The sequence below is a fragment of the Microbispora sp. NPDC046933 genome (genome assembly GCF_040644635.1).
In the GTDB taxonomy this organism is placed as follows: Bacteria; Actinomycetota; Actinomycetes; order Streptosporangiales; family Streptosporangiaceae; genus Microbispora.
The window spans coordinates 54,305-68,834 of sequence record NZ_JBEYWW010000009.1; the positions used below are offsets into that span (position 1 = coordinate 54,305).

General features: G+C 72.6%; 13 protein-coding genes. 12 read left to right on the forward strand and 1 reads right to left on the reverse strand.

The features are described 5' to 3' along the window. Positions 1-18: 18 nt before the first annotated feature. On the reverse strand, positions 19-204 hold the full coding sequence (gene rpmB, locus ABZ857_RS14190; protein WP_079312702.1) for a 50S ribosomal protein L28: 186 nt from the start codon (positions 202-204) through the stop codon (positions 19-21). Between the two features lie 206 nt (positions 205-410). Here rpmB and ABZ857_RS14195 point away from each other — a divergent pair, with 206 nt between their 5' ends. The 12 genes from ABZ857_RS14195 (at position 411) to ftsY (ending at position 14,441) form a co-directional block, all read left to right on the forward strand. After that, the gene (locus ABZ857_RS14195; protein WP_357042717.1) at positions 411-1,985 is read left to right on the forward strand and encodes a DAK2 domain-containing protein; all 1,575 of its coding nucleotides are present in this window, start codon (positions 411-413) and stop codon (positions 1,983-1,985) included. Positions 1,986-2,021: 36 nt separating this feature from the next. Next, positions 2,022-4,184, forward strand: coding sequence for an ATP-dependent DNA helicase RecG (gene recG / locus ABZ857_RS14200; RefSeq protein ID WP_357042720.1), 2,163 nt, complete (start codon positions 2,022-2,024; stop codon positions 4,182-4,184). Between the two features lie 411 nt (positions 4,185-4,595). Beyond that, positions 4,596-5,165, forward strand: coding sequence for a 16S rRNA (guanine(966)-N(2))-methyltransferase RsmD (rsmD, locus tag ABZ857_RS14205; protein ID WP_357042723.1), 570 nt, complete (start codon positions 4,596-4,598; stop codon positions 5,163-5,165). A 17-nt stretch (positions 5,166-5,182) separates the two neighbouring features. Continuing rightward, positions 5,183-5,659, forward strand: coding sequence for a pantetheine-phosphate adenylyltransferase (coaD, locus tag ABZ857_RS14210; protein WP_139580059.1), 477 nt, complete (start codon positions 5,183-5,185; stop codon positions 5,657-5,659). Between the two features lie 70 nt (positions 5,660-5,729). After that, positions 5,730-6,284 carry a YceD family protein gene (locus ABZ857_RS14215; protein ID WP_193201383.1) on the forward strand — a complete coding sequence of 185 codons (555 nt, stop codon included), beginning with the start codon at positions 5,730-5,732 and terminating at the stop codon, positions 6,282-6,284. 1 nt (position 6,285) lies between these two features. Beyond that, positions 6,286-6,465 (forward strand): 50S ribosomal protein L32, encoded by a 180-nt coding sequence (rpmF, locus tag ABZ857_RS14220; protein WP_030506036.1) that lies wholly within the window; start codon positions 6,286-6,288, stop codon positions 6,463-6,465. Positions 6,466-6,711: 246 nt separating this feature from the next. Then, positions 6,712-7,461: a ribonuclease III gene (gene rnc / locus ABZ857_RS14225; RefSeq protein WP_357042726.1), complete on the forward strand. Its 750-nt coding sequence runs from the start codon at positions 6,712-6,714 to the stop codon at positions 7,459-7,461. Positions 7,462-7,477: 16 nt separating this feature from the next. Continuing rightward, a complete protein-coding gene (gene mutM / locus ABZ857_RS14230; RefSeq protein WP_357042729.1) occupies positions 7,478-8,359 on the forward strand; it encodes a bifunctional DNA-formamidopyrimidine glycosylase/DNA-(apurinic or apyrimidinic site) lyase in 882 nt (293 codons plus the stop codon). Between the two features lie 46 nt (positions 8,360-8,405). Further along, on the forward strand, positions 8,406-8,675 hold the full coding sequence (locus tag ABZ857_RS14235) for an acylphosphatase (protein WP_357042732.1): 270 nt from the start codon (positions 8,406-8,408) through the stop codon (positions 8,673-8,675). Between the two features lie 188 nt (positions 8,676-8,863). Beyond that, positions 8,864-9,058 (forward strand): hypothetical protein, encoded by a 195-nt coding sequence (locus ABZ857_RS14240; protein ID WP_357042735.1) that lies wholly within the window; start codon positions 8,864-8,866, stop codon positions 9,056-9,058. A 260-nt stretch (positions 9,059-9,318) separates the two neighbouring features. Beyond that, entirely contained in the window at positions 9,319-13,092 is a 3,774-nt protein-coding gene (locus ABZ857_RS14245; RefSeq protein WP_357042738.1) for an AAA family ATPase, read from the forward strand. A gap of 167 nt (positions 13,093-13,259) precedes the next feature. Then, entirely contained in the window at positions 13,260-14,441 is a 1,182-nt protein-coding gene (gene ftsY, locus ABZ857_RS14250; RefSeq protein WP_357042741.1) for a signal recognition particle-docking protein FtsY, read from the forward strand. Positions 14,442-14,530 lie beyond the last annotated feature (89 nt).

The window sequence follows — 14,530 nt, forward strand, 5'->3', positions numbered from 1 at the left end:
CTCGTGGGAGTCAGACGGTCAGCGCGAGACCTTGCCCGCCTTGATGCAGGAGGTGCAGACGTTCATCCGCTTCGGCGTCCCGTTGACCACCGCGCGCACGGTCTGGATGTTGGGGTTCCAGCGGCGGCGGGTGCGGCGGTGCGAGTGGGAGATGTTGTTGCCGAAGATCGGCTTCTTGGCGCAGACGTCGCAGACGGAAGCCACGGTAATCGCTCCTTTGAATCAGTCGATCGGCCCGGCGCCGGTGCAGCGGCTCGTCCGAGCAATGCCGGGACAACCGGCTGGCCACACGAGGATATCCGATGTCCGCCGGTGCACGCCAAACGGGACTCCGGCGAACGGGGATAGTCTCGTACCCGCCAACGGTAGCGCATCGAGGGGCTGGAGCGCGCGGAAGGAAGGTCGGCCGGATGCTCAAGGTGCTCGATCCCCCCGCGGTGCGCCGCTGGTCCCGCCACTGCGCGGCGGCCCTCGGCCGGGCCAGGGCGGAGATCGACGCGCTCAACGTGTTCCCCGTGCCCGACGGCGACACCGGCACGAACCTGCACCTCACGATCCTGTCGGCCGCCGAGGCGGTGGACGCGCTGCCCGGCGACGCGGACGCGGGCGTCACGTGGGAGGCCCTGACCCGCGGGGCCCTGCTCGGCGCGCGGGGCAACTCCGGTGTGATCGTCAGCCAGGCCGTCAGGGGCATGGGTCAGGTGCTCGGGTGCACGCCGGGGGGCGGCGCCGACCTGCGCGACGGCCTGACGAGGGCGGCCGAGATGGCCAGGGCGGCGGTGGTCCGGCCGGTGGAGGGCACGGTGCTGAGCGTGCTGTCGGCCGCGGCGCACGCCGTACGCGACGCGCCCGACGACCTGGCCGAGGTGGCCCGCCAGGCGGCGGACGAGGCGCGGCGGGCCCTGCGCCGTACGACGGGACAGCTCGGCGTGCTGTCCCGCAACGGCGTGGTGGACGCGGGCGCGGCCGGGCTGGTGATCATGCTGGAGAGCCTGGCCGAGGTGGTGACCGAGGCGTACAGCGAGCGGCACGAGGTGCCCGCCCCGGCGGCGCGGATCGCTCCCGAGGAGCTCGGACGGCAGGACGCGGGCGGCCCCGGTTACGAGGTCATGTACCTCCTGGACGCGGGCGCGGACGAGGTGGACCGCCTGAGGGGCGAGCTCGACGCGCTGGGGAACAGCCTGGTGATCGTCGGCGGGGAGGGCCTGTGGAACGTCCACGTCCACGTGGACGACGCGGGCGCTGCGATCGAGGCCGGGCTGCGGGCCGGACGCCCGCACCGGATCAAGGTGACCCACCTCGGGGGACGGCCGCACGAGCCGGGCCCGGCGAGGGGCGTCGTCGCGGTCGCCGCCGGGGACGGCCTGGCGGCCCTGTTCCGGGAGGCGGGAGCGGTGGTCGTGTGGCGCGAGCCGGGCTCGGCCCCGACGGCGGCGGCCCTGCTGCGGGCCGTCCGCGAGGCCGGAACCGAGGTCGCGGTGCTGCCCAACGACGCCGCCGTGTACGACGTCGCCGTGGCCGCCGCGGAGATCGCCAGGGAGGAGGGCGTGACGGTCAGCGTCCTGCCCACCCGGGCGTCGGTGCAGGGCCTGGCCGCGCTGGCCGTGCACGACCCGCTGCGCCGCTTCGACGACGACATCGTGGCGATGACCGACGCCGCCGGGCACACCCGCCACGGGCACGTGTGGGTGGCCGACCGCGAGGCGATGACCAGTGCCGGGATCTGCCGCCCCGGCGACGTGCTCGGGGTGGTGGACGGCGAGGTCGCGCTGATCGGCGCGGACCTGGCGGCGACCGCGGTCGAGGTCGTCCGGCGCCTGGTCTCCGGCGGCAGCGAGCTGGTCACGCTCGTCACCGGCGCCGGCGCGCCCGAGGCGCTCCTCCACGCCGTACGCGGCCATCTGGAGCGGGTCCGCCCGGACCTGGAGATCGTCGTGTACGAGGGCGGGCAGGGCGGCTATCCCCTCCTCATCGGCGTCGAGTAGCCGGATTGTCGGCCTGTACGGGTAGGAATTGGTGTCGTGACGAGCTTCGACGAGCCGCTCAAGAAGGTGGTCGGCAGGTCGGCCGCCCCGCTGGAGAGCGCGCTGGGCATCAGCACGGTCGGTGAACTGCTGCGCCACTATCCGCGGCGGTACGCGCAGCGGGGGGAGCTGACGCCCATCGCGTCACTGGAGCACGACGAGCACGTCACCGTCGTCGCCAAGGTGTCGTCCGCCGTGCGCAGGCCGATGAAGAACCGGCAGGGCACCTGGCTCGACATCGAGGTGACCGACGGCAAGGAGAAGCTGCATCTGGCCTTCTTCGGCAAGGGCGCCTACGTCGCCGAGCAGCGGCTCACCCCGGGCACCGAGGCGATGTTCTCCGGCAAGGTCGGCGTCTTCGTCGGCGGGAGGACCAGGCGCGTCTCGCTCACCCATCCCGAGTACGAGTCGTTCGACGAGACGGAGGAGACGGCCGAGGAGTTCGCCTCCGCGCTGGTGCCCATCTACCCTTCCGCGCAGGGGCTGCCGAGCTGGAAGATCCGCAGGGCCGTGCGCACCGTGCTCGACGTGCTCAGCCTGGACGACCCGGTGCCCGCGGACATACGGGAGCGGCTGGGGCTGCTGCCGATCGAGGAGGCGCTGCGGCGCGTCCACCGGCCCCGCAGTCAGGCGGACGTCGCGCGGTCTCACGACCGGCTGAAGTTCGACGAGGCGTTCGTCCTGCAGGCCGTCCTGGTGCGGCGGCGCATGGCGGCGTCCGCGTGGCTCGCCAGGGCCCGTCCCGGGCGCGACGACGGGCTGCTGCGCGAGTTCGACAAGCGGCTGCCGTTCCAGCTCACCGAGGGGCAGCGGCAGGTCGGCGAGGAGATCGCCGCCGACCTCGCCCGTGAACATCCCATGCACCGGCTCCTGCAGGGCGAGGTCGGCGCGGGCAAGACCGTGGTCGCGCTGCGCGCGATGCTCCAGGTGGTCGACTCCGGCGGGCAGGCCGTGCTGCTCGCCCCCACCGAGGTCCTCGCCCAGCAGCACCACCGGTCGATCGTGAACATGCTGGGCGATCTCGCGGCCGGCGGGATGTTCGGCGGGACCGCGGTCGCGCTGCTCACCGGCTCGATGGGGGCCGCCGCGCGGCGCAGCGCGCTGCTCGACGCGGCCTCCGGCGCGGCCGGCATCGTGATCGGCACCCACGCCGTGCTGCAGGAACACGTCCAGTTCGCCGACCTCGGCCTGGTCGTGGTGGACGAGCAGCACAGGTTCGGCGTCGAGCAGCGCGACGCGCTGCGCGAGAAGGGCGGCGGCGGACGTCCCCACGTGCTGGTCATGACGGCGACGCCGATCCCGCGCACGGTCGCGATGACCGTGTTCGGCGACCTGGAGGTCTCCACGCTGTCCCAGCTCCCCTCGGGCCGGGCCCCGATCACCACCCACGTGGTGCCCGCCGCGGAGAAGCCCCACTTCCTCGACCGCGCCTGGCAGCGGGTCCGGGAGGAGGTCGGCCTGGGCCGCCAGGCGTACGTGGTGTGCCCGCGCATCGGTGACCAGGAGGGCGACGAGGGCGACCTGGCGAAGGACGACGACGAGCGCAGGCCGCCCCTGGCGGTGCTCGACGTCGCGCGCATGCTCGGGGAGGGGCCGCTGGCCGGCCTGCGGATCGAGGCGCTGCACGGCAAGCTCGCCCCGGAGGACAAGGACGCGGCGATGCGCGCCTTCGCCCGGGGCGAGATCGACGTCCTGGTCGCGACCACCGTCATCGAGGTCGGCGTCGACGTCCCCAACTCGTCGGCGATGGTCATCATGGACGCCGACCGCTTCGGCGTCTCCCAGCTCCACCAGCTGCGCGGCCGGGTGGGCCGGGGCGGGCTGCCCGGGCTGTGCCTGCTCGTGAGCGAGGCCCCGGAGGGCACGCAGGCGCGCCGCAGGCTCGACGCGGTGGCCGCGACCCTCGACGGCTTCGAGCTGTCCCGTGTCGACCTGGAGCAGCGCAGGGAGGGCGACGTGCTCGGCGCCGCCCAGTCGGGGCGCAGGTCCTCGCTCAAGCTGCTGCAGCTTCTGCGCGACGAGGACGTGATCGAGACCGCCCGGGCCGAGGCGACCACCCTGCTGTCCGCCGATCCCGAGCTGTCGGCCCACCCGGCCCTGCGCGCCGAGATCGACACCATGGTCGACGACGAACGCGCCGAGTTCCTCGAAAAGGCGTGACCGCCATCCCCGCCGCGGCGCCCAGCGGGTGCGGGCGGGGGCGCTGTGGCATGCGGCGTGGCATGCGACGGGGGCCGGAAAGTGAAACGGGCGCCGTGTGAACACGACGCCCGTTGAACGACCCAGGGCCCAGCCTTGGGACGGCCTCCCCCCGAATGCCGTCCCCGGCTGGGCCCGCCCTCGGGTCAGGTGCCGAGGGCGCCGACGTGCGGAAGGGCTCACGACCACGCCGGCCGGCCTTCCCCTGGGTCACCGTGAAGGCCGCAGAACTCATGATGCGCATGTGACGGAGCACGCGATACGGCTCTTACTCATTCGTCGCCGCCGCTTGCCCACTCTTGACCTGTTCGATCTTCCCGGCCCTCCGCCCCGCCGTGCCGGGAAGGCTGTCGCGGGCGGGACAATGATGGCGTGACGCGGGTGATCGCAGGGACGGCGGGGGGACGCAGGCTGGCCGTGCCGCCGGGGAGATCGACCAGGCCGACGAGCGACCGCACCCGGGAGGGCCTGTTCGCCACCGTCGGCTCCGTGCTCGGCTCGCTGGAGGGAGCCCGGGTCCTCGACCTGTACGCCGGGTCGGGCGCCGTGGGGCTCGAGGCGCTGAGCCGGGGGGCCGGCCACGCCCTGCTGGTCGAGTCGGACGCCAGGGCCGTACGCACGATCAGGGAGAACATCGCGTCGCTCGGGCTGCCGGGGGCGTCCCTGCGGGCCGACAAGGCCGAACGGGTGGTGGGCCGGCCGTGCGAGGAGCCGTACGACTTCGTCTTCGCCGATCCGCCGTACGCCGTCTCGGACGAGGCGGTCTCCCGGGTGCTCGAGGCGCTGCGCGACAACGGCTGGCTGGCGGAGGGCGCGCTCGTGGCCGTCGAGCGGGAGTCGAGGGGTAAGGACCTGGTGTGGCCCGCGGGCTTCACGGAAGACAGGGTCCGTCGATACGGCGAAGCGGCCGTTTGGTACGGTCGCGCAGCCGGGAACCCGTGAATCTATGGGGGTGCGCCTTGCGTCGTGTCGTCTGCCCGGGGTCGTTCGATCCCGTGACCAACGGACATCTGGACATCATCGGCCGGACGTCACGGCTGTATGACGAGGTCGTCGTGGCCGTGCTCATCAACATCGAGAAGCACAGCCTGTTCACCGTCGACGAGCGCATCGAGATGCTCCAGGCGGTGACGAAGGAGTACGGCAACATCCGGGTCGAGAAGTTCCACGGCCTGCTGGTCGACTTCTGCAGGCAGCAGGGCATCCCGGCCATCGTGAAGGGCCTGCGGGCGGTCAGCGACTTCGACTACGAGCTGCAGATGGCCCAGCTCAACTACCGGATGTCGGGCGTCGAGACCCTGTTCATGTCCACCAACCCGGAATACTCGTTCCTGTCGTCCAGCAGGCTCAAGGAGATCGCCCGGTACGGCGGGGACGTCTCCGGCCTGGTCCCCGACCTCGTCCACCAGCTGCTCGTGGAGCGGCTCAGAGGCTGAACGAGGGCTGGTATTCTTGCCTTTCAGCCTTGCACGACGGCGGTGATTCGCCATGCCTAACGAGAGCAGGATGAGTCTGCACAGCCTCGATCCCCGAGCCCCCTGGGTGATCTCCACCCACGACCTGGGGCGCCGACCGGGATCGATGCGCACGCTCAGCCCGGTTCTCCCGGCACCGGCGGACCTCGCGGTCGGAATGATCGGCGTTCCCAAGGACGCCGACGTCGAGCTGGACATCCGGCTCGAGGCGGTGATGGAGGGCGTGCTCGTCACGGGCACGGCGCAGGCTCCCCTGACGGGGGAGTGCTCGCGCTGCCTGGACCCGTTGACCTCGGAGATCGAGGTCGACTTCCAGGAGCTCTACTTCTACTCGGCGGAGGACGCCGGAGAGGACGATCTGCTCCTCGACGGCGAACTGCTCGATCTCGAGCCGGTATTCCGTGACGCGGTGGTGCTCGCACTGCCGCTGAGCCCGGTGTGCGGTGAGGACTGCCCCGGTCTCTGTGCGGAGTGCGGGATCAGGCTGGCGGAGGCCGGCCCTGACCACCGGCACGAAGCGATCGACGCCCGCTGGGCGGCGCTGCAGGGTTTGGTTGTGGAACAGGAAGACGATCAGGAGGGTTGACGTGGCCGTCCCCAAGCGGAAGATGTCGCGGAGCAACACCCGCGCCCGCAGGTCCCAGTGGAAGGCGGCGGCGGTCGCACTCGTGAGCTGCCCGCAGTGCCGCTCGCCCAAGCGCCCGCACGTGGCGTGCCCGACCTGCGGCACCTACAACCGCCGTCAGGTCGTCGAGCCGTCGGCCTGATCGCACGGTAAGGGACGTCGGGACGCCGGCCGGATCGTCAAAACGAGCCGGTCGGCGTTACCGTGCTTCACAGGAACGTGCGGTGGCGGTTGGACGGTACGCACCGACATGCACGCCCGCGGCCGTGGTGGACGCCGGGGCCATCGGCTCCCGGCGGACCGGCGTCCACCACGCCTTCGGGCCTTCGGCCGGCCCTCCTGCCTCCCGTGCACGGCCCTGCCTGCACATAGGAGTTGGGAGGATTTCATGGCCGCACCGTCTGTAAAGCCCGTGCCCGTCGAGGTCGCCAGAGACGAGCTGTACCAGGTGCTGGACGTCAGGCTCAGCACCGGCATCCTGGAGCGGGCGCTGACGCACCGCTCGTACGCGTACGAGAACGGCGGACTGCCCACGAACGAACGCCTGGAGTTCCTGGGCGACTCGGTGCTCGGTCTCGTCGTGACGGACACGCTGTTCCGCAACCACCCGGACCTGCCGGAGGGCCAGCTCGCCAAGCTGCGGGCCGCCGTGGTCAACATGCGGGCTCTCGCGGACGTCGCCAGGACGCTCGACCTCGGCAAATACCTGCGGCTCGGCCGCGGCGAGGAGGGCACGGGCGGCCGGGACAAGTCGTCCATCCTGGCCGACACGCTGGAGGCCCTGATCGGCACCGTGTACGTCGACAAGGGCCTCGACGAGGCGTTCCGCGTCGTCCATCTGCTGTTCGACCCGCTCATCACGCGGTCGGCGTCGCTCGGCGCCGGGCTCGACTGGAAGACGTCCCTGCAGGAGCTCACCGCCGCCGAGATGCTCGGCGTGCCGGAATACCACGTGGACGAGAGCGGGCCGGACCACGCCAAGTCGTTCTCCGCGATCGTGCGCGTGGGCGGCAAGGAGTACGGCAAGGGCTCCGGGCGCAGCAAGAAGGAGGCCGAGCAGCAGGCGGCCGAGGCGGCCTGGACCGCGATCCGCGCGCTGCGCGACGCCCGCGAGGGCGCCGGCCCCGTCCGCGCCTGAGCCCGGGAGACGGCGCATGCCCGAACTGCCCGAGGTCGAGGTCGTCCGCAGGGGCCTGGAGAGCTGGGTCGCCGGCCGGACGGTGGCCGCGGCCGAGGTCCTGCACCCCCGGGCGGTCCGCCGCAACGTCGGCGATCTGCCCGCCCAGCTCAAGGGCCGCACGCTGGCGTCTGCCGAGCGGCGCGGCAAGTATCTGTGGCTGCCCCTGCGGGACGGCGCCTCCGTCGAGGAGGAGGCCGGTGAGGCGCTGATCGCCCACCTCGGCATGAGCGGCCAGCTTCTCGTCGTGGATCCGCTGTCGCCGATCGAGAAGCACCTGCGCGTGCGCATGGGCTTCACCGACGGCGGCCTGGAGTTACGCTTCGTCGACCAGCGCACCTTCGGGCACCTCCTGGTGGCGCCCATGACCGCCGGGCGGGGGCGGCCGGTGCCCGAGCCGATCGCGCACATCGCCGCCGACCCGCTCGAGGACGCCTTCGACGACGCGGAGTTCGCCGTACGGCTGCGGCTGCGCCGTACCGGGATCAAGCGGGCGCTGCTCGACCAGTCGCTGATCAGCGGGGTGGGCAACATCTACGCGGACGAGGCGTTGTGGCGTGCGCGCCTGCACTGGGCGCGGCCGACGGAGACGCTGACCCGACCGAAGATCGCCGAACTGCTGGCGGCGGTCCGCGCGGTCATGGCCGAGGCGCTGGGGCAGGGCGGCACCTCCTTCGACAGCCTGTACGTGAACGTGAACGGTGAGAGCGGCTACTTCGACCGCTCGCTCGCCGTGTACGGCAGACGTGACGAGCCCTGCCGCCGCTGCGGGACACCGATCCGGCGGGAGGCGTTCATGAACCGGTCCTCCTACAGCTGCCCGAAATGCCAGCCCCGCCCGAGGAACGCCCGTCCGTAGGCACCCCCGCCTGTCGCGGCCGGAGTCGATCTGGATACTTGTAGGCGTGGTTCGGTTGACGGCATGGGTCCGGGGACGGGTGCAGGGTGTGGGGTTCCGCTGGTGGACCCGGGCCCGCGCACTGGAGCTCGGGCTCGTCGGGTGGGCCTCGAACCTGGCCGACGGGAGGGTCGAGGTCGTCGCCGAGGGCCCGAGGGAGTCGTGCGAGAAACTCCTGTCGTTGTTGCACGGCGGTGACACGCCCGGCCACGTTGAGGGGGTGGTCGAGCGCTGGAGCGATGCGAAGAGAGGTATCGCCGGGTTTGTCGAGAGGTAGGGCTTCCCTCAAACCTCTCAAATCCGGTATATTTATCTAGCGAGAGTGCCCACCGGCACGTCTGTGCGGAGCGTTCAACTTGACCGTCTCCATTGCCGGTGCGACTCTTGAGAGGAACCACGCGCACCCCTCCCGCGGCATGAAGTGCGCGAACCAGTCTGGTCACTCAGCGTGGAGGACCCTTTACTATGGCGAAGGCTCTACTCGGCCACGTCGGCGGTCCTGACCCTCGTATGATCTCGGAAATGCGCCGTCTCCAGCAGCGCATCCGCGACCTCGAGGCAGAACTCACCCGGCTCCAGGCCCAGAACGACGCGCTCGCGGCGCAATCTCGTGATGAGGCCCTGGTCCGGCTGCAGGATCGCGAGCCGGCTCTCACCTGAGGTCCGGCAGGAAACGGGAAAGGATTGTAGGGACGCCCCGCAAAGGCGTCCCTTGCCATTTCCGTCGTCGTTCCCCGGCAATTGATTCGCCGGCTAACTGATCGTAAAAAACGAGCCGCGGGCGGGATGGGCGAACCGCCCGGCTTGTCGTTACCGCCGTCATTCCCCGGGCAGGCCATCGGCGTCTATCCCCGCGTACCCGGCCCTCGGGAGCTGTAGTCTTTCCCCCCAAACGCCGGGCGGCACCGAGGGGGGCGGACGTGTACCTGAAGACGCTCACCTTACGCGGCTTCAAGTCCTTCGCCTCGGCCACCACTCTCCGCTTCGAGCCGGGCATCACCGCCGTGGTGGGCCCCAACGGCTCGGGCAAGTCCAACGTCGTGGACGCCCTCGCATGGGTGATGGGCGAGCACAGCGCCAAGTCGCTGCGCGGCGGCAAGATGGAGGACGTCATCTTCGCGGGCACCTCCAGCCGCCCGCCGCTCGGCCGCGCCGAGGTCACCCTGACGATCGACAACACCGACGGCGCGCTCCCGATCGACTACACCGAGGTGACGATCAGCCGGCTGATGTTCCGGTCCGGCCAGAGCGAGTACGCCATCAACGGCGACACCTGCCGCCTGCTGGACATCCAGGAGCTGCTGTCCGACTCCGGCATCGGCCGGGAGATGCACGTCATCGTCGGCCAGGGCCAGCTCGACCAGGTGCTGCACGCGGGGCCCGAGGAGCGCCGGGCGTTCATCGAGGAGGCCGCGGGCGTACTCAAGCACCGCAAGCGCAAGGAGAAGGCGCTCCGCAAGCTCGACGCGATGCAGGCCAACCTGACCCGCGTCCAGGACCTCGTGGCCGAGCTGCGCCGCCAGCTCAAACCGCTGGGCCGGCAGGCCGAGATCGCCCGCAAGGCGGCCGTGATCCAGGCCGACCTGCGTGACGCGCGGCTGCGCCTGCTCGCCGACGACGTGATCACCCTCCGCGACACTCTGCAGCGGGAGGAGGCCGACGAGGCGGCCGTACAGGCGCGGCGGGCCCAGGTGGAGGCGGAGCTGGCCGAGGGCCAGCGCCGGGAGGCCGAGCTGGAGGCGGCGGAGAACGAGGCCCAGCCGCGTCTCAAGGCCGCCCAGGAGACCTTCTATCGCCTTTCGGCGCTGCGGGAGCGGCTGCGCGGCGTGGAGAGCCTCGCGGCCGAACGGCGGCGGCACGCCGCCGACGCCGCGTCCGTCGAGCGGCGCGGACGCGACCCGGAGGACCTGGAGCGCGAGGCCGCCGAGGTGCGTGAGCAGGAGCGGGTGCTGGCGGAGGAGCTCGACGAGGCGCGCGAGCGGCTGGAGGCCGCCGTCGAGGTGCGCGCCGAGGCCGAGGAGGCGCTGGCCGCCGAGGAGCGCCGTCTGTCCGCCGCCGCCCGCGCCGCGGCCGACCGCCGGGAGGCCCTCGCCCGCCTTCGCGGCCAGGTCGAGTCGGCCAGGAGCCGGGCCAGGGCCGCCGGAGACGAGATCGGCAGGCTCGCCAAGGCCGTCGAGGACGCCACCCGGCGCGCGGAGCAGGCCCAGGACGAGCTCGACGCGCAGGCGATCGACGAGCAGCCCACCGACCCCGAGCTCGCGGCCGAGCTGGAGGCGGCGCAGGAGGGTGTGGATCTGGCCCGAGCGGCGGTGGAGGAGGCCAGGGCCATGGCCGAGCAGGCCGAGGCCGTCGTGGAGCGGGCGCGGGCCGACCTGGCGGTGCCCAGGGACGCGCTGGCCGCCGCCAAGGCCGCCGTGAGCACGGCCCGGGCCGCCGACCAGGAGTCGCAGCGCGCGGTCGCCGCTCTCCAGGCGCGGTGCGAGGCCCTGGAGATGAGCCTGGCCGGGGGAGCGGACGGGGCCGCCGCGCTGCTCGGCGCGGGGCTGCCCGGCGTGCTCGGCCCGATCGCCACGCTGCTCGCCGTACGGCCGGGGGCGGAGGCGGCCGTCGCGGCCGTGCTGACCGTGGACGGAGTGGCCGTCGCCTCGCTCACCGCCGCCGTCGCGGCCGTCGAGCACCTGCGCGAGGCCGACGGGGGCCGCGCCGCCCTGCTGATCGCAGGCGACCGCCAGAGCAGTGGTGGCGCGGGCGGTGGCGGCCAGAGCGGCGGTGGACTGAGTGGCGGTGGACAGAGTGGCGCCGCGCGGCCGGAGGCGCCCGTCGCGGGCGCCGAGTGGGCCGCCGACCTGGTGACCGTGCCGGACGAGCTGCGCCCCGCCGTGGAGGCGCTGCTGTCCGACGTGGTCGTGGTGCCCGACCTGCTCACCGCGCGCAAGGTCGTGGACGCCCACCCGGAGCTGCGGGCCGTCACGACCTCAGGCGACCTGATCGGCGTCCACGCCGCGCACGGCGGCTCGGGCGGCGGCACCTCGCTGCTGCAGATGCGCACGGCCCTGGACGAGGCCGCCGCCGGTCTCGCCGCCGCCAGAGCCGAGGCCGAACGGCACGCGGAGGCGCTGGCCGAGGCCGTGGCGGCCGAGCGGGAGCGCCAGCTCGCGCTGGAGGCGGCGCAGGCGCGGGTCGCGGAGGCGCAGAGCGGAGTCAGTGCCGCCCAGAGCGGCGTCAACGCCGCGCAGAACGGGCTGAACGCGGCGCAGGCCGGGCTCGACCGCCTGCGCGGCAGGCAGCGGGAGGCCGACCAGCGGGCCGCGGCGGCCGCCAAGCAGCTCGCCCGGCTGGAGGCCGCCGTCAAGGCCGCCCAGGACGAGGCGGCCCGGCTGAGCCGGTCGGTGCTGGACGCCCAGGAGGCGCGCGAGCAGGCCCAGGCCGCGGTGGTGGAGCTGGAGGAGCAGCTCGCCGAGGCCGAGTACGCCGCCGAGCTGGAGGCGGAGCCGACCACCGACACCCGGGACGAGCTGGCCGCCGCCTGCGGCGTCACCCGGCAGGCCGAGATGGAGGCCCGGCTGACGGTCCGTACGGCTGAGGAGCGGGTGCGGGGCATCGCCGGCCGGGCCGACGCCCTGCTGCGCGCGGCCGAGCGCGAGCGGCAGGACCGAGCCCGGGCCGCGGCCGACCGCGCACGCCGCCGCAGGCAGGCGGAGATCGCCGCGGCGGTGGCCGACGGCGCGCGTGCCGCCCTGGGCGCCCTGGAGGGCTCGCTCGCGCGGGCCGCCGAGGAGCTCGACGAGGCCGAGCGGGCGCGCGGGCAGATCGACGCCGAGCTCAAGCAGGTGCGTCTGCGCGTACGCGAGCGCAGCTCCGAGCTGGACGCCCTGGTCAACCGGGTCCACGGCAGCGAGATGGCCAGGACGGAGCGGCGGCTGCGCCTGGAGCAGATGGAGCAGCGTGCCCTGGAGGAGTACGGCATCGAGCTCGAACCGCTCATCGCCGAATACGGGCCGGGCGTGCCGGTGCCCGGCGACCCACCGGTGCCGTACGTCCGGGAGGAGCAGGAGAAACGGGCCAGGACGGCCGAACGGCAGATGACCCAGCTCGGCAAGGTCAACCCGCTGGCGCTGGAGGAGTTCGCCGCCCTGGAGGAGCGGCACGCCTTCCTCACCTCCCAGCTCGAAGACCTCAAGAAGACCCGGCGCGACCTGCTGCTCGTGGTCAAGGAGGTCGACGACCGGGTCGAGCAGGTCTTCGCGGCGGCGTTCGAGGACGTGGCGCGCGAGTTCGGGCAGATCTTCCAGCGGGTCTTCCCCGGCGGGGAGGGCCGCCTGCTGCTGACCGACCCGGAGGACATGCTGACGACCGGCGTCGAGGTCGAGGCCCGGCCGCCCGGCAAGAAGGTCAAGCGCCTGACGCTGCTGTCCGGCGGCGAGCGGTCGCTGACGGCGGTCGCGTTCCTCGTCTCGATCTTCAAGGCGCGCCCGTCGCCGTTCTACGTCATGGACGAGGTCGAGGCGGCCCTCGACGACACCAACACCCAGCGGCTGCTCACCCTGTTCGAGGAACTGAGACAGACCTCACAGCTCATCGTGATCACGCACCAGAAGCGCACGATGGAGATCGCCGACGCGCTGTACGGCGTGTCGATGCGCGGCGACGGCGTCACCCAGGTCGTCAGCCAGCGCCTGCGCGAAAAGGTGTGAGCTGTGCTTTTTGCCGCGCCTTCGGCGCGGCGGGTCGGGGCGCCCAGAGTCCGCGTCTTCCCTCGGTGCGTGCTCGCTCGTTCCTCGCTCCGCGCGCTCCTCAGTCCAGACACGGCCGCACCCCTCCCTGACCGGAGCACTGCGGGCCGTCTGGGAAACTGCATGGTGTGGACGGTTACCTCGGCATCATCGTGATCGTGGCCATCGTCGCCATATTGGCGGTGGGTGGCCTGTGGCTGCTGTTCCGGCCGAAGGCGAAGGACCTGCCGCCCGCGCCGCCGGCCCCGCCCGAGCCGAAGGCTCCCGTCGTGGAGGAGCCCGCGAAGGCGGGGCTGGGCGAAGAGGACGGCGGCACGACGACCACACTGCCGCCGCCCGCCCCTCCGATCGAAGAGCTGATCAAGGCTCCCGAGATCGAGGTCCCGCCGCCCTCGGCCGGCCGGATGGTGCGGCTGCGCAGCCGGCTCGCCCGTTCGCAGAACGTCCTCGGCCGGGGCCTGCTCGAACTGCTGTCGCGGGACCGGCTCGACGACGAGGTCTGGGACGAGATCGAGGAGACTCTGATCACGGCCGACGTCGGCGTGGCCCCCACCCGTGCGATGGTGGAGGAACTGCGGACGAAGGTGAAGGTGCTCGGCACCCGCACTCCCGATGAGGTGCGCAAGCTGCTGCGCGACGAACTGCTCGCGCAGGTCGCGCCGGACCTCGACCGGACCCTGCACACCGAGCCGCACGGGGAGCGGCCGGCCGTCGTCCTCGTCGTCGGCGTCAACGGCACCGGCAAGACCACGACCACGGGCAAGCTCGCCCGGGTCCTGGTGGGCGACGGCAGGAAGGTCGTCCTCGGCGCCGCCGACACCTTCCGCGCGGCGGCCACCGACCAGCTCCAGACGTGGGGTGACCGCGTCGGCGCGGGCGTGGTGCGCGGCCCGGAGGGCGGCGACCCGGCGTCCGTGGCGTTCGACGCCGTGGCCAAGGGCATCGAGGACAAGGCCGACACCGTCATCGTCGACACCGCGGGACGGCTGCACACCAAGACCGGCCTCATGGACGAGCTGGGCAAGGTCAAGCGGGTCATCGAGAAGAAGGCGGCGGTGGACGAGGTGCTCCTCGTCCTCGACGCGACGACCGGGCAGAACGGCATGCGCCAGGCGCAGGTGTTCGCCGAGGTGGTCAACGTCACCGGCATCGCCCTGACGAAGCTCGACGGCACGGCCAAGGGCGGCATCGTGATCTCGGTCCAGCGTGAGCTGGGCGTGCCGGTGAAACTGGTGGGCCTCGGCGAGGGGCCTGACGACCTCGCGCCGTTCGACCCCGAGGTCTTCGTCGACGCCCTGCTCGGCGACTGACGCACGGAAAACGGGGGCGGGCCGGGGCATCCCCCGCCGGGGATGCCCCGGCCCGCCGCCCGTGAGTCCCGCCGCCCGTGAGTCCCGAG